Raw genomic sequence first — 16,760 nt, 5'->3', positions numbered from 1 at the left:
GCTTACTTAAATGACTTAATTGGTAAGCAAAGAAATAGTTAAGTATAAATACTCATCGCAAAAGTGACACGCTCCCGATCGCCTTTCCCTAATTTATCGCACGTTTAAGAATTTGACCTACAACTCCGTACCTGTCGCCTGTCAGTCCATCTAATTCGTGTTCAACATCTTCCAACCATCCAAGTTTACTTGTCCATTTACCCTTAGGCAACTGTCTGGCTGCATGAGTTGGGATACCGCTAGAGTCAACATATAGTGCTATTTTCTGATATCCAGCTTCTAATATATCACCATTACAAAATTCATATCCCAGTGTTTGATAAGCCTGAATATATGCGTCTAAACTCTCCTCTTGCGGCACGCCTTCTGGCCAATAGAATTGCTCTCCAGGTATCGGTTGCCACCAGCGATCGTCTTCACCAGCAGCCCATGCAAAGCAGTTATATTCCTGTGACTTTTGGCTGGTAACTCGATAATCAGTCCGAGACAAATTAGGCCATTTAATTTCAAGTTCCGGTCTTCTATACATTCTATTCAATCGCGTAGCCTCGATCTTTACCCCACTCTATCCAAGCTGAGGCCATCTGTTTTACCCTTCCCCTTTGTTCCGGTTTAATGGGATTTTCACCCGTAATTGCATTCAATGCAGCTAACCAGTAAAGGGGATTTTTTTTCAGTTCCGATAGCAACAGCGGCACGATTTGAGAACCCATATTAATAATTTCTTGATATGCAGGATGCTGAGACATTTGAGCTGTCGAAGACATTCCCGCAACTTCACTCTGCCATTCCGTAGCAAGAGTATAAAATTTGTCAATTACCTCGATCGCAATTTCAGGATTTTGATTGCGAATATCTCGATCGGTATTTACTGCGGGATTTTCTCGTTGCGCGATCGAGCTTTCAATGTTCATCAAGACTAATTCTTCGATGGATACATTCATCTGGGCAGCAACTTTTTGTAGCTTCAGCATCAGCCGGTCTGAAATGGCGATCGAGATGGTGTTCATCTGACTTACAAAATTGGATGATGTCTTAAGTGTACCAAATAAATTATCGATTTCGGGTAGTTTACCCGCCGATTTGAGACATTGTGCGGCTGTAATTGCCTTGAGTAGTTCCCGAATCTCGCTGCTTGAAATTAATCTCTGGTTTAATCTCTAATATGTGCCGCACTCGATCGCGCAATTCGCCTGTAGACACCCCATCCCGTAAAGCAGTTTTTAAGTCAATTTGACCAGTTTCGTTCAGCAGACAAGGCCGCAGCCACCCGTCAGCAGACAAACGCATCCGGTTGCAGCGATCGCAAAAACACTCGGACATTTGGCTGATAAATCCTAAAGTGCCCTTCGCCCCCGGAATTTGAAACACATCCGCCGGCCCATTTCCGCGCACTCCCGACTCGGCTAACCCGTATTTGTCGTTAATTTGTTGCCGCAATTCGGCCGATGCTACCCAACCTTTATCGCCAAATAAATCCCCATTGCCGATCGGCATAAACTCAATAAATCGAACGTGCCAATTCCGGTTAATAGTTAATGCAGCCAAATCCAATATTTCGCTGTCATTCACACCGGGAATTACCACAACATTCAATTTCAGCGGGTCGAATCCTGCTTGATAAGCCGCTTGAATTCCCTCCCAAACCTGCGTCCATCGCGATCGTCCCCGACTGCCAATTATCTTATCAAAAGTCTCCGGTTCCAAGGAATCCAAACTAATATTAATCCGGCGCAAACCAGCATGGTAGAGATTTTCCGCCATTCCCGCCAACAAAAAGCCATTAGTTGTCATTGACAAATCTCGCGTTTGGGGCATTGAGGCGATCGACCTTACCAATTCCACCACCCCAGGCCGCAGCAGCGGTTCCCCACCAGTCAAGCGAAACTTGGTAAATCCCACGGGTATAAAAACTTCCCGCAGCAGAGTTAGCAATTCCGAGTGAGTTAACAACTGCTGCTGCAATACATAGTCCAACTCGCTACCTTCTGGCATACAGTAGAGACAGCGGAAGTTGCAGCGGTCTATCAAGCTAATCCGAAGGTAGTCTACGGTATCCATGTCAATAGTTTGTAATATTATTTAATTATAAATGCTGACTCGATTTTCTGCAATTATTGATAGAGAGCAATAAAGCTGCATCAATTTCTTTTCACCTTCCCCCTCCTCTCTTACTCTGCGCCCTCTGCGCCCTCTGCGGTTAATAAAAAAAATATCATTCACAACTCAAATAAACTTGCTAAATATATGTTTTTTGAATTTGAAGCTGATTTTGTGGAAGCTTTGCGCTGTATCCCCATGCAGGTACGTCTCAAGTTAGATACTTGCGGCATTAAATTAAAGTTGCAGGATTGGAGTCATTTTAACCAAGCAGAACGTCAAATGCTTGTAGAGAAACCTTGCTTGACACCAGCAGAAATTATCGATTACCGAGAACAGCTAAACCAAGTATTAATTCAACAGACAGGCAAACCGGGAACTGATTTGGCGGTTGATGAAAATCCCCCGTGGATGGATGCTGCAACTGTACCGGAGTCGGTTTCTGCAAAAGCGCAAGAGCTCGGCGTCACAATAACTTTGGGACAGTGGGCGAGTTTGCAGCCGCTACAGCGATTTGCTTTGATTAAGCTTAGTCGATCGAGCCACGAGAATAAAAATTTCATCCCGGCGCTTCAAGAGTTTAAAGTTATTGAATGAGATCAAGTTTTAATTGACTTTTCTAGGGCGCAGAGGGCGCAGAGTCAGAGAAGGGAGATTCTGATCGTCTATTTGCCCGATCGTCCTCTGTCAATTCTCACTAAGTGAGGCTTACTCAGTGATAACTAAGAGAACAATGTGTAACCAAGTGCAGTGTGGCGGTGGGAGAGGTAGGGTGAGGTCGATCGGGCATTTAACGGGTTGAGGTTTCCGAAGCGCCAGACACCAAATTCCGAAAATATGATTAATTTTATTTTAAGTATTGTTACCGCAGCGTGGTATTATTTTTCTGAGTTTGCAAAGCACTCGCCTGCTACCTGCATTAGTTTCTGAGCTTCGTGAACACGCAAAACACACCCACCGAACCCACACCAGCAACCGAGGATATTCCTCAAGCTGGCACAGTCTCAACAGTCTCGACAGTCTCGTCCGAGACAACGAATCCCATGCAAGACTTTTATCGCCTCCAACAAGAGTTGTTGGCGTACACCCTTGCTTTTACGGCGATTATTTTTATCTCCGTTTGGATTTTTTACTCCCTCAACATTGCCCTGAATTATTTGCTTGGGGCGGTCACAGGTGTGGTTTACTTAAAGATGTTGGCTAGAGACGTTGAACGAATCGGCAGCCAAAATCAACGCATCAGCAAGACAAGGCTCGGTTTGTTTTTCGCGGTGATGATAGTAGGAACACAGTGGAATCAGCTACAGATTTTACCGATATTTTTGGGATTTCTGACTTACAAAGCTGCGCTGATGGTTTACGTGATCCGAAGTGCATTAGCACTAGATTACAGGTAAGTCAGGTAAGAAGAGCAAAACTCAACTCATCGATTTGTATGGGGAAGCCCGTTGAATGGCAATGCTTGACGTTCTAAACACCTTTAATCGTTTCCCCCTCGCCAAATTGGAAGTTGGCCAGCAGTTGTACTGGCAACTCGGCAATCTGAAAGTTCATGGACAGGTTTTTCTAACCTCGTGGTTTGTAATTGCTGTTTTAGTCGTAGTTTCGATTTTAGGAACCAGCAAAATCCAGCGAATTCCCAGCGGAATGCAAAATTTTATGGAGTATGCGCTGGAATTTATTCGGGACTTGGCTAAAAACCAAATTGGGGAAAAAGAATATCGCCCTTGGGTACCGTTTATTGGTACATTATTTCTGTTCATCTTTGTGTCAAACTGGTCTGGCGCTCTAATTCCTTGGAAGCTGATTAAGCTGCCATCAGGCGAATTGGGAGCTCCTACCGCTGACATCAACACGACGGTAGCATTTGCACTGCTGACTTCTCTAGCATATTTTTATGCAGGTCTCAGCAAAAGCGGCTTGGGGTATTTTGCCCACTATGTTGAACCGGTGCCTTTCATGTTGCCGTTCAAAATCATAGAAGATTTCACTAAGCCTCTGTCCCTAAGTTTCCGTTTGTTTGGCAACATTCTTGCGGACGAATTGGTGGTCGGAGTGCTAGTGTTGCTAGTGCCTTTATTTGTTCCTCTGCCAGTGATGGTTCTGGGACTATTTACCAGTGCAATTCAAGCTTTGATTTTTGCAACCTTAGCCGCAGCCTACATTGGTGAAGCTCTAGAAGGCGGTCACGGCGAAGAACACCACGATTAACTAACGATAAACGGCGAAGCATGAGGGAGGAAAAAATAAATTTCTGAACTTAAACTTTCCGCCGTAAAATCGGACAATTCTCTAGACTTTCTGTTCTCAATTTTGTACTTTAGATAAGGAAAATCATCATGGACTCAACAGTTGCTGCCGCTTCCGTAATTGCCGCCGCTTTGGCAGTAGGTTTAGCCGCAATCGGCCCTGGCATCGGTCAAGGAAATGCAGCAGGTCAGGCTGTAGAAGGGATTGCCCGTCAGCCGGAAGCAGAAGGTAAAATTCGCGGCACCTTGCTGTTGAGTTTGGCGTTCATGGAAGCGCTCACAATTTACGGTTTGGTCGTAGCCCTAGTGCTGCTGTTTGCCAACCCCTTCGCATAATAATTGAAAATTTTAGATTTGAGGTTTTGGCGATTCTAATCCAAAATCTCAAATCTAAAATCGATTAAGCGAATTAGATGGAAGCCGTCAAAAAATCATGATGCACTGGACAGTATTACTAGCAGTTGAAGAAGCGGCTAAGGAAGGGGGACTGTTTGATATAGATGCTACGCTGCCTCTGATGGCGGTGCAGTTTTTAATTCTAGTCGCACTCTTGAATGTAATTTTTTACAAGCCGCTCAGCAAGTCAATTGACGATCGCGCCGATTACATTCGCAACACTCAAGTCTCCGCCCAAGAACGCTTGGCAAAAGCTCAGCAACTAGCGCAGCAGTACGAGCAAAAACTGGGAGAAACTCGCAAGCAGTCTCAATCAGTAATTGCTGCGGCTCAAGCTGATGCCCAAAAAATTGGGGCAGCAAAAGTAGCTGAGGCTCAACAAGAAGCTCAAGTCGCGCGAGAAAAGGCTGGGCAAGAAATAGAGCAGCAAAAGCAAGAAGCAATGCGCTCACTAGAACAACAAGTAGACGCGCTCAGCGGCCAAATTCTCGAAAAGCTATTAGGGCAGTCGCTGGCCAAATAGCGAGACCGAAGAGTTTTAGATTTTTGATGGAATCTCAAATCTAAAATCGCTTCACCCAATCTGCACGCGCAATTATGGAAGAGTATCATGGGGACTGTTTTATTGCTAGCCACAGAAGCTAGCGGCGAAGGTGGTTTCGGTTTAAATTTCGATATTTTAGAAACCAACCTGATTAACCTGGTCATTATTATTGCAGTGCTGTTTTATTTCGGGCGCGGATTTGTAGGTAAAATCCTGACAGAGAGGCGTTCGGCCATCCAAGAGGCGATTCAAGATGCAGAAAAACGCCAAAAAGATGCAGCAGCAGCTCTAGCAGAGCAACAGCAAAAATTGACTCAAGCGCAAGCAGAAGCCGAACGAATTCGTGCCGCTGCTGAAGAAACTGCCAAGAAAGCAAAAGAAGCAATTCTAGCTCAGGCAGCGCAAGACGTTGAACGTATGAGAGCAACAGCAGGTCAAGAGTTGGAAGCGGAGCGGGAAAGAGCGATCGCCCAACTGCGATCGGCGGTTGTATCTCTGGCATTAGCAAAGGTGGAAAGCCAGCTAAAAACTAGCTTAGACGACAGCGCTCAACACCAATTAATCGATCGCAGCATTGCGTTACTGGGAGGCTAAAACGTGAGTACAGTCAGCACAGAAGTCTTACAGCCTTACGCATCTGCCTTGATGTCACTGGCTCAGTCCAACAATCTCTCAGAGAAGTTCGGCGAAGATATTCGTTCCTTGCTGAGCCTGCTAGAAGGTTCGGAAGACTTGCGTCAATTTTTAGCCAATCCGCTGGTAAAACCGGATGCTAAAAAAGCCGTGATTCAGCAAATAGCGGGTGAAGAAATGAGCCCCTTGATGCACAGCTTTCTGAAGCTATTAGTAGACAAAGGAAGAATTCTTTTTTTAGAAGGAATTGGCAAACAATACTTGGCAAGGCTCCGAGAACTCAACCAAACAGTATTGGCTGAAGTTACATCGGCAGTCCCGCTTTCAGACGCTCAACAGCAGACTGTTCGCGAGAAAGTGCAGGCGATGACCAGCGCTAGTCAAGTAGAAATTGAAACCAAAATAGACGCAGATTTAATCGGCGGTGTGGTAATCAAAGTAGGCTCTCAAGTAATTGATGCCAGCCTGCGGGGACAATTGCGCCGTCTAGGAATTCGCTTGAATTCCTGATTTAAGGAAGCAGGAGGAAGGAAGAAGGAAGCAGGAAAAAGGAACAAGGAAGAATCACACAGGAAGCAGGAATAAATTAATTTCTGTTTTTGAGCTGTTAGTCCAAAATTCTTACTACCAAATCCCTATTCTTTCTTGCCGAAAACATCGACAGACAACTAACAACTGACAACTGACAAATAATAACTAACATGGCAGCAATCAGACCTGACGAAATTAGCAGCATTATTCGCCAGCAAATTGAGCAGTACGACCAAGACGTAAAAGTCTCTAACGTCGGTACTGTTCTGCAAGTAGGCGACGGCATTGCTCGGATTTATGGCTTGGATAAAGCCATGTCTGGGGAATTGCTAGAATTTGCCGACGGCACTGTGGGCATTGCACTGAACCTCGAACAAGATAACGTGGGTGCAGTGTTGATGGGCCAAGGCCTCGGCATTCAAGAAGGTTCGGCAGTTACTGCTACTGGCAGAATTGCTGAAGTCCCCGTTGGTGAAGCAATGTTGGGACGGGTAGTTGATGCTTTGGCCCGTCCGATTGACGGCAAAGGAGAAATTAAAACTACTGAATCTCGCTTGATTGAATCTCCGGCACCGGGGATTGTTTCTCGCCGTTCTGTTTACGAACCCATGCAAACAGGAATTACCGCTATTGATGCGATGATTCCGGTGGGAAGAGGACAACGGGAACTGATTATCGGTGACAGACAAACCGGTAAAACTGCGATCGCGATCGACACAATCATCAACCAAAAATCGGAAAACGTGATCTGCGTTTACGTGGCGATCGGTCAAAAAGCTTCTACAGTAGCTAACATCGTCAACGTCCTGCAAGAAAAGGGCGCGATGGACTACACGATCGTAGTAGCAGCCAACGCTAGCGACCCCGCAACCCTGCAATACTTGGCTCCCTACACAGGTGCTAGCTTAGCCGAGTATTTCATGTACAAAGGCAAGCACACTTTGGTCATTTACGATGACCTTTCCAAACAAGCACAAGCTTACCGCCAAATGTCTCTGTTGCTGCGCCGTCCTCCCGGTCGCGAAGCTTATCCCGGAGACGTGTTTTACCTGCACTCTCGCTTGCTAGAACGCGCTGCTAAATTGAGCGACGAGTTGGGCGAAGGTAGCATGACTGCTTTGCCGATTATCGAAACCCAAGCTGGTGACGTTTCTGCTTACATTCCGACGAACGTAATTTCGATTACCGACGGTCAAATCTTCCTTTCTTCTGACTTGTTTAACGCTGGTTTGCGTCCGGCAGTAAACCCCGGTATTTCGGTATCGCGGGTAGGTTCGGCGGCTCAAACTAAGGCGATGAAAAAAGTAGCCGGTAAGGTGAAACTGGAATTGGCGCAGTTTGAAGAACTGGCAGCATTTTCTCAGTTTGCTTCTGACTTGGATAAAGCTACTCAGAATCAATTGTCGCGCGGTCAGCGCTTGCGGGAACTGTTGAAACAGCCCCAAAGTTCGCCTCTGCCGATGAACGAACAAGTGGCTGTAATCTATGCCGGTATTAACGGCTATATGGATGACATCCCAGTGGAAAAAGTCAGCAAGTTTACTGTTGGTTTGCGCGACTATTTGCGGACTAGCAAGCCGAAGTACGGCGAAATTGTTCAAGGCGGAAAGGCCTTGACTGATGAAGCTGAGAAACTGCTGAAAGAAGGTATCGCAGAATACAAGCAAACTTTCTTGGTTTCTGCGTAAATCGAGTTGGAATTTTGAACCGCAGATGAACGCGGATAAACGCAGATTATCGGAAGTTCATCTGCGTTTATCTGCGTTTATTCGCGGTTTTAATTAAAAAGATGCGGGCAAGGGACTAAGGAGAAAATTATGGCAAATCTGAAAACTATTCGCGATCGCATTAAGTCGGTCAAGAACACTAAAAAGATTACAGAAGCAATGCGCTTGGTGGCTGCTGCTAAGGTGCGCCGCGCTCAAGAACAGGTGACTGCTACTCGACCTTTTGCCGATCGACTGGCAGAGGTATTGTACGGTTTGGCGGAACGCTTGCAGTTTGAAAACCTGGATTTGCCGCTGCTGAAAAAACGCGAAGTGCGGACTGTGGGGCTTTTGGTCGTTTCCGGCGATCGGGGTTTGTGCGGCGGCTACAACAGCAACATCATCAGATACGCCGAAAATCGCGCTAAGGAAATCAAAGCTGAAGGCTTAGACTACAAATACGTGTTGGTAGGACGCAAAGCTACTCAGTATTTCCAGCGCCGCGAACAGCCGATTGATGCTACTTACGCTAACTTGGAACAAATTCCCACAGCACCGGAAGCAGCCATGATTGCGGACGAATTGTTGTCGCTATTCCTGTCAGGAACTGTGGACAGAGTTGAGTTAATTTACACCAAGTTTGTGTCGCTAATTAGTTCGCGTCCGGTAATTCAAACCTTGTTACCCCTCGACCCCCAAGGTTTGGAAACTCCCGATGATGAAATCTTCCGCTTGACATCGCAAGGCGGACAGTTTCAAGTATCGCGCGAGAAGGTTGCTTCACCTACAAAGAGTTTGCCCAGAGACATGATTTTCGAGCAAGATCCGGCGCAAATTCTGGAGGCTCTTTTGCCCTTGTATTTGAACAACCAATTGCTGCGGGCTTTGCAAGAGTCTGCTGCTAGCGAGTTGGCTGCGCGGATGACGGCGATGAATAATGCTAGTGAGAATGCTAGCGATTTGATTGGTAGTTTGACGCTGACTTATAACAAGGCGCGGCAAGCAGCAATTACTCAGGAAATCCTGGAAGTTTGCGGCGGTGCTGAGGCTTTGAACGGTTAGGTTAGACTTGACAATTTGTTGATTTTATGGTATGCGTCTGGGGGAACTCAGGCGCTTTTTTTATTTATAAAGTTGTTCCAATTGACCACAATGTACTAACAAAGCCAAATTCAAGATTTTTGCAGAAACCGGGTTTATGAGCGTAAATCATACCTAAAGGAATTAAATTAACGCTCTGTAGCGTTTTTCGCGGAAAACGGCATTTATTGCACTTTGGCATTAGTATGCACTAAAGCATATAGTTAACATAATGCACCTGTATGCAAAAAGCTGGTTTTTAGGCAAACTACATAAAAATGTCAAAATGTATATGTTGTAAAGCCTTGAGCCTGTATGGATGAAAACAAGACTGTGGCTATTAGAGTAGAAATGCCGCCGGATCTGCGGAACCGATTTAAGTCGGCTGTTGCTAGGGACGGTAAAAATATGAGGGATGTTTTGCTGGAATTTATGGAGCAATATGTCATGAAGGCTGAGCAACCAAAAATAGAAGCAAGTCAAAACCAAAACAACACATAGCTGCTGTGTGCAGTGGTGGAGCGATCGCATACAGGGCAAGACATTTAGTTTTTAAACTGCAAGGGAAGTCTGAAGTGAGGAGCGATCGCGTACCGAATCCAAAGCCAGAAAACGTACACCATGTTACAGATCCCGAACTCTGTGAAAAGATGGGCGAAAAATACCACTGGCGGTTAAAAGAAATCCGAGTGACTCGTAACACCCCCCCTGATGTGGCTTGCGTGTTTGACGGGGAACAAACCTCGTTTCAGGATATGTGGCAAGATTACCAAGATTAAAGGAAAGCGAGGAAAAATGGCAAAAAAAATCTGGATTGTCTACAAAACCGAAAGCATGAGTGCTCCGGGCTGGGAACAACGTCAGCTTATGCCGAGGGGCGGTCTAACTAATATACTTTGGGAAAATTGGACTTGGGAAGAAAACCCAGAAATTCCTCAAGTAGGGGACAAAACCCGCGATTATGAAAATCTATCTGACCCCGGTAATGGAGTCACCCACGGGAAAGATGGAGATTGGGTAGTTACTCGCGTTCAGCAGTTTTCTGCTTCTGATACTGAGGAGCGAATTGTGGTGTGTTACTGTTCTTACCAACCTGTTACATCGGATTGGGAAGCACTACAACGGGGTGAGTCTGTCAATCAGATGCTAGCAACTGTCGAATAATATTGACTGGATAATTAGTTCCTAAAAGCGATCGACTATTCCTGCACAATCTCATACAAATCTTCGATCGACAAATCAAAAGTCCTCGCCAACTTGTGCAAGGCTGTCACGTCAACAGTTGCTAATCCGGGCGATCGGGCATAGGTTCTGAGCGTACTGTAAACTACTCCCGATCGCTCTGAAACTTCTTTGAGAGTCCAGCCTTTCTTGGCCGCGAATTCTCGCACCCGCAACTTAATTAAGCCCATAAGCTCTTGACAAGTGATTGAGATAAGTCATCCGATTGTACTGTAAAAAGCGATCAACTACTCTTTGACGACCTCAACCAAATCTTCCACCATCACATCAAAAGTACGTGCCAACTTCAGCAGACAAGTAAAATCAACCATTGCCATTCCCGGAGAACGTGAATAGGTGGTGAGTGTGCTGTAAATGACTCCCGATCGCTCAGAAACCTCTTTGATCGTCCAGCCTTTCTCAGCAGCAAATTCTTTAACCCGCAATCTAATTAAACCCATTGACAAAAAACTAGATTTAGTTTTTAATAAAAATATCGTAAAAAGCGATCGCCCCAACGTCTGGAAAACTTAAAGACGATCGCCTATCCAAATTCAATCCCTTTACAAAAGTTTGCACTCTTTACAAAGGATTTGCTTAACATCATGTTAACAAAATTTTCGCGAAAATCAACCCCCAGACACAGATTGAGCCGGTTTGTCACAAAAGAGGCGATCGCGCGGCTGCTGAAAATCAAGGTAGAACAAATATATCGCTTCGAGTGCTGGGCGCATATCCTGTACGTGCACGCCAAAAGGATGAGTCGGTTTGTCAGTTATGCGGACTTTCCGCCTGTTTTGGGAGTGGAATCGCCCTCTGGTTTAGATTTTGGTTATTGGAAGCGCCGGATAGCGAGTCAGAAAGAGAGACACGCGCCGGATTTTTGGGTGGATTTTTATGCGGCGAGATTTCAGAAAGCTGTTTCTGTTTCTGAATTGTTGGAGTGGGGGGAATTGGTGGGGGTGATTAAATTGATGTTAAGTGCGATCGCCCTGGAGTCGCTGCGAAAGGTTTATGCACAAGAGAAATCTTTACTGGAACATTTCTAAGTTAGTCCTAGACGCAGGGGTGGTTAGAAACCGGGTTTTTTGCCCAGAAGATGCGTTACAGCCGGCAGATACGGTAAAAAACCCGGTTTCTGTGGTTTTGATCTGTCCAGGAATGTAAATGCTACTGTTTCTCCTACGCCAAACCCTGCGACACAAACCCCGCCCAATTATAGGGACTGACAAACGGCAATTCTTGCCGACAAAGCCAATCTAATCGCAATCGCACATTTTTGACAATTTCTGCTTGCTGTTCTCCTTTTTGTTGCTGCTCAAAATAATCCTCTAACTGCCGTTTATATTTAGCAGACAACTCATCGCCTGTCAAGCTTCGTAGCTTCAATTGTGCTTTTCGTAGCGCTTCCGAACGGCTATTATACTGCTTTTCCTGATAGTATAAAATGCAAAATAAAGCGGTTGCTAAATCATCCACAGCCCACAAGGTACTGACCACATTTCGCGCCCCCGCACAGAGGAAACCGCTAGCAATGGAGAGCGGATCGTCGGTAATTTGGGTAAAAGTTAAATTAGTTTCGCAGCAGGAGAGGAACACTTCGGCTAAGTCGGTAAATCTCCACGTAAAAACACGACCGAGGTTGATATCGCCATCAAATAAATGCAGTTTTGATTCTAGGGAATTATTCAGATCGGCACTGGCGTGATGGCTGGAATGGAGGACTTGCACTTGGTTGAGTAAGTTTTCATAGTTGCCGATCGTCGCTTGCTGATATTGGAGGCGGGAATTTTTATCAATTTGGTGCATGGTTGCCAGGGTTTCGCACTCGTAGCCAGTGAAAACGAGGTCGCCTGTGGCATTTTCTACGATTCCCATTGTCGCAGGTTTGAGGTTGCCTCGCTGGTGGCAAAAGTTGAGTATTTGGCAACTGGGAACGATGCGGATGCGGAAGCGATCGCTGAGATATTCGGGTTGGTTTTGGGGTGGGGTTTTCGCAGGGGTGATGCTGGGTTTGCTCAGAGGTTTTAAGCCGCGTGTTCTGTCGGAGGCTGTATTGCTGTGGGGAATGGGACTGTTATTTAAAGGTAAGGCAGCAAAGGGGATTTGATGCAGGTACAGGTGAGGGATTATAATCAGTTCTTGAATGCCGTTGAGATGTTGGGAAATTAGTTGATTAATTTGCAGGCGGTTAGCGAGTTCTGGGAGAAATTCACCCATTTGATTTTGCCATGCGGTTTTGTTTTCGACATAAGGCCTTAACCAGTTGTTCAATAGCCAATTTTGCAAGGTTTTAAGTCCTTGACCTTCGCAGGTGTGGAGTTTGGTTGCTTGAGTTTGGCGCAAGATGAAAATGTGGGTATGCTCAGCAGTGGTGTAAAAATTGAGGATGGCGGTTTCGGCATCGGGAATTAAGGCTTGCATCTGGTCGAAAGTGAGGGGGGCTGGTTGCAATTGAGCAGCCAAAACTTGGTCTTTGCTGCGAATTTTCAGCCAAGCTTTTTGTTTTTCCTCTTCTAATTCTTCAATCTTTTTGATGATAGCGTCGCCGTTGGGGATTGGTTGGCGAGTGACGGCGATCGCTTTTGTACCGTCATTTTCAGAAATACGCAAACGATCGCTTTGTTGTTGCAGGCGATAGTAGGCTTCGACTTCCGGGGGAGTTTCGCCTTGGGGGTAGAGGTCTTTGCTGGCGAATAAGTCGGCGAGGTGGCGCGATCGGGAACGGTCTGCAGTTTCGACAGCTCGATCGTATTGTTTGAGGTTGATGTAGCATTGGACGGCGTTGGCGTAAACCGAGATAGCATCTGCAATGATTTTTTGGCGGCGATCGTCGGTGGTTGAACCTTTGCGGAGTTGTTCGACTGCTTTTATAGCCGGTTCGTATCCTTCTAAAGCCAGTTGCCAGTCGCCTTTTATCAAAGCAATGTTACCGAGGTTTTGACCTGCTGTGAAACACAGGGGAGGTATGGTTTTGGGAGTAGCAATTTTGAGGCTGTCTTGATAGTTTTTAATGGCTTTCTCTGTTTGCTGCAATTTCCGGTAAGCATTGGCGATGTTATTGAGAGAGGTTGCTTCTCCAAGGGGGTTTTTGATTTCCCGACTAATAGCTAAATACTGTTCGTGGAAAGCGCTCGCTTGTTCATATTCTCCCAAAGAGTGGTAAGCACTGCCTAAATTTCCCAGAGAACTTGCTTCCCCAAAGCGGTCTTTGATTTCCCGACTAATGGCTAAACACTTTTTGTAGAAATTAATTGCTCGTTCAAATTGTCCGAGAGAAAGGTAGGCACTGCCTAAATTTCCCAAACAAGCCGCTTCCCCTTGACGGTCTTTGATTTCCCGACTAATGACTAAAGACTGTTCGTATAACCTGATCGCTCGTTCAAATTGTCCCAGAGAAAGGTAAGCACTGCCTAAATTGCCCAGAGAATTCTCTTCCCCTTGACGGTCTTTGATTTCCCGACTAATGGCTAAAGACTGTTCGTAGAACCCGAGCGCTCGTTCATATTTTCCCAGAAAATGGTAAGCATTACCTGAATTTCCCAGAGAAGCCGCTTCCCCTGAGCGGTCTTTAATTTCCAGTTTAATAACTAAAGATTGTTCGAGGAAAGCTATTGCTCGTTCATATTCTCCCAGAGCGTTGTAAGCATTACCTAAATTCCCCAGAGAATTTGCTTCCCCTCTGCGATCTTTGATTTCCCGTTTAATAGCTAAAGACTGTTTGTGGAAATCTATTGCTCGTTCATATTTTCCCAGAGCGTTGTAAGCATTGCCTAAATTTCCAAGAGAATTTGCTTCCCCTCTGCGGTCTTTGATCTCCCGACTAATACCTAAATGCTTTTCGTGGAAAGAGATCGCTTTTTCGTATTGTCCCAGAGAGTCGTAAGCATTGCCTAAATTTCCCAGAGAATTCGCTTTACCAAGGGGGTCTTTGATTTCCTGTTTAATGACTAAAGACTGTTTATGGAAATCGATCGCTTTTTCATATTGTCCCAGAGAGTGGTAAGCGTTGCCTAAATTTCCCAGAGAAGCCGCTTCCCCTGAGCGGTCTTCGATTTCCCGTTTAATGGCTAAAGACTGTTCTTGGAAATCTATTGCTCGTTCATATTGTCCCAAAGAGTGGTAAGCATTGCCTAAATTTCCCAGAGAAATCGCTTCTCCTCTGCGGTCTTTAATTTCCCGACTAATATCTAAATGTTTTTGGTGGAAATAGATCGCTTGTTCATATTGTCCCAAAGAATCGTAAGCCAAGCCTAAACGTCCCAGAGAATTAGCTTCCCCTTCCTGGTCTTGAATCGCTTGATAAATGATAAGGCACTGTTGCCAGCACTGAAAAGCGACAATAAACTGGCTAATATAATATTGAATCCTTCCCCAACTCAATAAAATATCGGCTGTCTGTTTTCTGATTGCCGTTGGCTGATGATCATTACCGAGAAACTTACCCAACTCTAAGGCAATGTTAGTTAAAAAGTTAGCCTCATTTTGGTTGAGATCATCATCAAATTTTTTGGCGGCTGTGATGATCGTTTCCAAAAGTCCGGGGTCGAGTAACTCGGAGTGTGAGTTTAATATTTTCAATTTTTCCGCATTAGAAGCTTGGCGCAGTTTTTGGATAAGTTGCAAATAGACGGGTATGCGCTTTTCGTACATTGTTTTTTTCCTCGGTTATCTGTTATTTTTTTTTAGAATTTCCCACTCCCATTAGGCAGTTTACACCACCTCAAAACTTTGATAAAAAACTTGCCAATTGCTATCTTTTTCCAATTTTTCAAATAACTCTTTAAGCCGTTCAGCATTCCATTCTGGTAAAGCTTCCTCTTCACGGGGAATTAACCAATCTAAATTGAAAGGCTTCTCCACTGCAATTGCTAAAAATTCTTCATTTCCTAGTTCTTCAAAAGTAAACATTTCATTATTGTCATCTGCCACAGAACCCTCTTGAGGCAGCGTCATCGGTGGTTGATTCACACCATTAGGTGCATATCCCAAAGATGGACAGAGTATATATTTCATCTCAGCACTGCGATACAACAAAAGCATTTGATAGTTAGGATATGCCAAATCTACCCTCATCGACAACGGCTGATTAATTGGAATTGTGGGGTCAATTTTTCGTGCAGAAGACCGAGGCGATAGCGGCTTAAGTGCTCTAGTACCAACTCCCACTGATGCCATTTCTTGCTCAGTTAAAAACTGTATCCAATCGGGAGCAGTTTTAGCTTGTTTCTTTAAAATCTCCCAACCATTAATATCAAGCCACCGCAGGTATTTATGATTCCACAGCCACTTATAAGCCTCTTTCCAAGGACTAAATTTTTTGTGACTCTCTTGCTCTTCTTTTCCTTTAAGTGTCCCCCCTGCTTTAAGATTTAACAACGCCTCAATATTCACGCCATCCGCTTTCATCTCCTCTCCATATTTTTGAGCGATTACCTCAATCACCTTCCGCAGGGTTTGATTTATTTTCTCTTTGCAATAAACTGGTAAATCATCGCCCATTAGTTTAGCAATTTCTTTATTAGTGCTTACTCTGTTATCCGGGTGATTGTCCGGGGCGAATCGCCGAAGAAAACAAGCCTTCTCCTCACTCAGGTTTCCAGGAAATAGCGATTCAGCGATTTGGTTTTGAAAATTTTGCTTAAGATTCATACATCCACTGCCATAACTCAGCCTTATCAGCTTAGCTTAGCAAGCTTGTCTCTAGCTGGCAACTCCTTAGCGCAAGTCATTATTGAAAATAATTTGCCATTATTTGACATTATTTTCAATTATTTAATCACTTAAACTCCTCATTTATTATCACCCACAATCATCTGAAATTAACTAGACATCATTTGGGACTGAGTGTCATGGTAAAAACATCCCAAACATCCCTCTAAAAAATATGCCAGCACAAGCGCAAAAAAGATTAAATCCCTACGCCACTGTAACTGGGATTGCCGAACTTTTAGCAACAGAAAAAGATTGCCTACACGCATTATGGCAACGAACTCACTATCACTTTGAAAAACAACACAGTACCTATGACCCCTCAGAACATGAAGAAAAGCTGATTCAACGAGCAGTACAACTGCAAAATGAAGGCTTCACCGTCTATGTTGAAAATCAAAATTCTTTCAAATATAAAGGTCAAACCTTTGATATTTGCGTTGCCGGCAGACCAGATATCATTGCTATCAAAGATGATTGGGCAGTTGTCGAAGATATCAAAACCGGCAAGGGGTGCATCTCACTTTGGCAAATACATCAAATTGAAAGTTGACCGTTGAGATAAGCACAGCGAAGAGAAAGGATAGA

The 16,760-nt window shown here is 44.8% G+C and carries 21 protein-coding genes; 14 read left to right on the top strand and 7 right to left on the bottom strand.

All coding sequences use genetic code 11. From position 1 onward, the window contains the following. Positions 1-88: 88 nt before the first annotated feature. The 3 genes from QT994_RS26050 to moaA all read right to left on the bottom strand — a co-directional run bounded on the left by QT994_RS26050 (position 89) and on the right by moaA (position 2,061). Positions 89-529 (bottom strand): DUF7689 domain-containing protein, encoded by a 441-nt coding sequence (locus QT994_RS26050; protein WP_333179747.1) that lies wholly within the window; start codon positions 527-529, stop codon positions 89-91. A 1-nt stretch (position 530) separates the two neighbouring features. Next, positions 531-1,010: a hypothetical protein gene (locus tag QT994_RS26045; protein ID WP_333179744.1), complete on the bottom strand. Its 480-nt coding sequence runs from the start codon at positions 1,008-1,010 to the stop codon at positions 531-533. Between the two features lie 61 nt (positions 1,011-1,071). Continuing rightward, on the bottom strand, positions 1,072-2,061 hold the full coding sequence (gene moaA / locus QT994_RS26040; protein WP_333179742.1) for a GTP 3',8-cyclase MoaA: 990 nt from the start codon (positions 2,059-2,061) through the stop codon (positions 1,072-1,074). Positions 2,062-2,247: 186 nt separating this feature from the next. Here moaA and QT994_RS26035 point away from each other — a divergent pair, with 186 nt between their 5' ends. The 12 genes from QT994_RS26035 to QT994_RS25980 all read left to right on the top strand — a co-directional run bounded on the left by QT994_RS26035 (position 2,248) and on the right by QT994_RS25980 (position 10,403). Continuing rightward, positions 2,248-2,697 carry a nitrate reductase associated protein gene (locus tag QT994_RS26035; RefSeq protein ID WP_333179739.1) on the top strand — a complete coding sequence of 150 codons (450 nt, stop codon included), beginning with the start codon at positions 2,248-2,250 and terminating at the stop codon, positions 2,695-2,697. Positions 2,698-3,035: 338 nt separating this feature from the next. Then, positions 3,036-3,497, top strand: coding sequence for an ATP synthase subunit I (locus QT994_RS26030; protein ID WP_333037348.1), 462 nt, complete (start codon positions 3,036-3,038; stop codon positions 3,495-3,497). 55 nt (positions 3,498-3,552) lie between these two features. Further along, positions 3,553-4,311 (top strand): F0F1 ATP synthase subunit A, encoded by a 759-nt coding sequence (gene atpB / locus QT994_RS26025; RefSeq protein ID WP_242717111.1) that lies wholly within the window; start codon positions 3,553-3,555, stop codon positions 4,309-4,311. Between the two features lie 128 nt (positions 4,312-4,439). Then, a complete protein-coding gene (atpE, locus tag QT994_RS26020) occupies positions 4,440-4,685 on the top strand; it encodes an ATP synthase F0 subunit C (protein ID WP_242717122.1) in 246 nt (81 codons plus the stop codon). A 97-nt stretch (positions 4,686-4,782) separates the two neighbouring features. Then, the gene (locus QT994_RS26015; RefSeq protein WP_333179736.1) at positions 4,783-5,268 is read left to right on the top strand and encodes a F0F1 ATP synthase subunit B'; all 486 of its coding nucleotides are present in this window, start codon (positions 4,783-4,785) and stop codon (positions 5,266-5,268) included. A gap of 87 nt (positions 5,269-5,355) precedes the next feature. Continuing rightward, on the top strand, positions 5,356-5,883 hold the full coding sequence (locus QT994_RS26010) for a F0F1 ATP synthase subunit B (RefSeq protein WP_333054531.1): 528 nt from the start codon (positions 5,356-5,358) through the stop codon (positions 5,881-5,883). 3 nt (positions 5,884-5,886) lie between these two features. Beyond that, positions 5,887-6,432 (top strand): ATP synthase F1 subunit delta, encoded by a 546-nt coding sequence (gene atpH, locus QT994_RS26005; protein ID WP_333037345.1) that lies wholly within the window; start codon positions 5,887-5,889, stop codon positions 6,430-6,432. Between the two features lie 191 nt (positions 6,433-6,623). Then, positions 6,624-8,141, top strand: coding sequence for a F0F1 ATP synthase subunit alpha (gene atpA, locus QT994_RS26000; protein WP_333179734.1), 1,518 nt, complete (start codon positions 6,624-6,626; stop codon positions 8,139-8,141). A 129-nt stretch (positions 8,142-8,270) separates the two neighbouring features. Continuing rightward, positions 8,271-9,221, top strand: coding sequence for a F0F1 ATP synthase subunit gamma (locus QT994_RS25995; RefSeq protein WP_333048363.1), 951 nt, complete (start codon positions 8,271-8,273; stop codon positions 9,219-9,221). 333 nt (positions 9,222-9,554) lie between these two features. Next, positions 9,555-9,740 carry a hypothetical protein gene (locus tag QT994_RS25990; RefSeq protein WP_333048362.1) on the top strand — a complete coding sequence of 62 codons (186 nt, stop codon included), beginning with the start codon at positions 9,555-9,557 and terminating at the stop codon, positions 9,738-9,740. 5 nt (positions 9,741-9,745) lie between these two features. Then, positions 9,746-10,018, top strand: a complete 273-nt coding sequence (locus QT994_RS25985; RefSeq protein ID WP_333179732.1) for a hypothetical protein — start codon at positions 9,746-9,748, stop codon at positions 10,016-10,018. 16 nt (positions 10,019-10,034) lie between these two features. After that, a complete protein-coding gene (locus QT994_RS25980; protein ID WP_333179731.1) occupies positions 10,035-10,403 on the top strand; it encodes a hypothetical protein in 369 nt (122 codons plus the stop codon). 35 nt (positions 10,404-10,438) lie between these two features. On the opposite strand, the gene QT994_RS25975 is transcribed toward QT994_RS25980, so the two are convergent. After that, the gene (locus tag QT994_RS25975) at positions 10,439-10,651 is read right to left on the bottom strand and encodes a helix-turn-helix transcriptional regulator (protein ID WP_333179729.1); all 213 of its coding nucleotides are present in this window, start codon (positions 10,649-10,651) and stop codon (positions 10,439-10,441) included. A 57-nt stretch (positions 10,652-10,708) separates the two neighbouring features. Beyond that, on the bottom strand, positions 10,709-10,921 hold the full coding sequence (locus QT994_RS25970; protein WP_006631112.1) for a helix-turn-helix domain-containing protein: 213 nt from the start codon (positions 10,919-10,921) through the stop codon (positions 10,709-10,711). A gap of 144 nt (positions 10,922-11,065) precedes the next feature. On the opposite strand from QT994_RS25970, the gene QT994_RS25965 reads away from it, so the two are divergent. Continuing rightward, positions 11,066-11,509: a hypothetical protein gene (locus QT994_RS25965; protein ID WP_333179727.1), complete on the top strand. Its 444-nt coding sequence runs from the start codon at positions 11,066-11,068 to the stop codon at positions 11,507-11,509. 133 nt (positions 11,510-11,642) lie between these two features. Here the strand turns inward: QT994_RS25965 and QT994_RS25960 are convergent, their stop codons facing one another. Together QT994_RS25960 and QT994_RS25955 are read right to left on the bottom strand one after the other, a co-directional pair. Further along, complete coding sequence (locus QT994_RS25960) at positions 11,643-15,113, bottom strand: tetratricopeptide repeat protein (RefSeq protein WP_333179726.1); 3,471 nt, start codon at positions 15,111-15,113, stop codon at positions 11,643-11,645. Between the two features lie 60 nt (positions 15,114-15,173). Further along, positions 15,174-15,962 carry a hypothetical protein gene (locus tag QT994_RS25955; RefSeq protein WP_333179724.1) on the bottom strand — a complete coding sequence of 263 codons (789 nt, stop codon included), beginning with the start codon at positions 15,960-15,962 and terminating at the stop codon, positions 15,174-15,176. 385 nt (positions 15,963-16,347) lie between these two features. Between QT994_RS25955 and QT994_RS25950 the strand changes: the two genes are divergently transcribed. After that, positions 16,348-16,725, top strand: a complete 378-nt coding sequence (locus QT994_RS25950) for a hypothetical protein (protein ID WP_333179722.1) — start codon at positions 16,348-16,350, stop codon at positions 16,723-16,725. The last annotated feature ends 35 nt before the right edge of the window (positions 16,726-16,760 follow it).

The organism is Microcoleus sp. S13_B4, assembly GCF_036700885.1.
Classification (GTDB): domain Bacteria; phylum Cyanobacteriota; class Cyanobacteriia; order Cyanobacteriales; family Microcoleaceae; genus Microcoleus.
Note: the sequence above shows the minus strand (reverse complement) of the source record. Positions and strands in the feature narration are given on the sequence as shown.

What these genes read in the sequence shown, in the direction of transcription:
- QT994_RS26050 (WP_333179747.1), bottom strand. Translation starts at nt 529, where the DNA reads ATGTATAGAAGACCGGAACTTGAAATTAAATGGCCTAATTTGTCTCGG.
- QT994_RS26045 (WP_333179744.1), bottom strand. Translation starts at nt 1,010, where the DNA reads ATGAACACCATCTCGATCGCCATTTCAGACCGGCTGATGCTGAAGCTA.
- moaA (WP_333179742.1), bottom strand. Translation starts at nt 2,061, where the DNA reads ATGGATACCGTAGACTACCTTCGGATTAGCTTGATAGACCGCTGCAAC.
- QT994_RS26035 (WP_333179739.1), top strand. Translation starts at nt 2,248, where the DNA reads ATGTTTTTTGAATTTGAAGCTGATTTTGTGGAAGCTTTGCGCTGTATC.
- atpB (WP_242717111.1), top strand. Translation starts at nt 3,553, where the DNA reads ATGGCAATGCTTGACGTTCTAAACACCTTTAATCGTTTCCCCCTCGCC.
- atpE (WP_242717122.1), top strand. Translation starts at nt 4,440, where the DNA reads ATGGACTCAACAGTTGCTGCCGCTTCCGTAATTGCCGCCGCTTTGGCA.
- QT994_RS26015 (WP_333179736.1), top strand. Translation starts at nt 4,783, where the DNA reads ATGATGCACTGGACAGTATTACTAGCAGTTGAAGAAGCGGCTAAGGAA.
- QT994_RS26010 (WP_333054531.1), top strand. Translation starts at nt 5,356, where the DNA reads ATGGGGACTGTTTTATTGCTAGCCACAGAAGCTAGCGGCGAAGGTGGT.
- atpA (WP_333179734.1), top strand. Translation starts at nt 6,624, where the DNA reads ATGGCAGCAATCAGACCTGACGAAATTAGCAGCATTATTCGCCAGCAA.
- QT994_RS25995 (WP_333048363.1), top strand. Translation starts at nt 8,271, where the DNA reads ATGGCAAATCTGAAAACTATTCGCGATCGCATTAAGTCGGTCAAGAAC.
- QT994_RS25990 (WP_333048362.1), top strand. Translation starts at nt 9,555, where the DNA reads ATGGATGAAAACAAGACTGTGGCTATTAGAGTAGAAATGCCGCCGGAT.
- QT994_RS25980 (WP_333179731.1), top strand. Translation starts at nt 10,035, where the DNA reads ATGGCAAAAAAAATCTGGATTGTCTACAAAACCGAAAGCATGAGTGCT.
- QT994_RS25975 (WP_333179729.1), bottom strand. Translation starts at nt 10,651, where the DNA reads ATGGGCTTAATTAAGTTGCGGGTGCGAGAATTCGCGGCCAAGAAAGGC.
- QT994_RS25970 (WP_006631112.1), bottom strand. Translation starts at nt 10,921, where the DNA reads ATGGGTTTAATTAGATTGCGGGTTAAAGAATTTGCTGCTGAGAAAGGC.
- QT994_RS25965 (WP_333179727.1), top strand. Translation starts at nt 11,066, where the DNA reads ATGTTAACAAAATTTTCGCGAAAATCAACCCCCAGACACAGATTGAGC.
- QT994_RS25960 (WP_333179726.1), bottom strand. Translation starts at nt 15,113, where the DNA reads ATGTACGAAAAGCGCATACCCGTCTATTTGCAACTTATCCAAAAACTG.
- QT994_RS25955 (WP_333179724.1), bottom strand. Translation starts at nt 15,962, where the DNA reads ATGGGCGATGATTTACCAGTTTATTGCAAAGAGAAAATAAATCAAACC.
- QT994_RS25950 (WP_333179722.1), top strand. Translation starts at nt 16,348, where the DNA reads ATGCCAGCACAAGCGCAAAAAAGATTAAATCCCTACGCCACTGTAACT.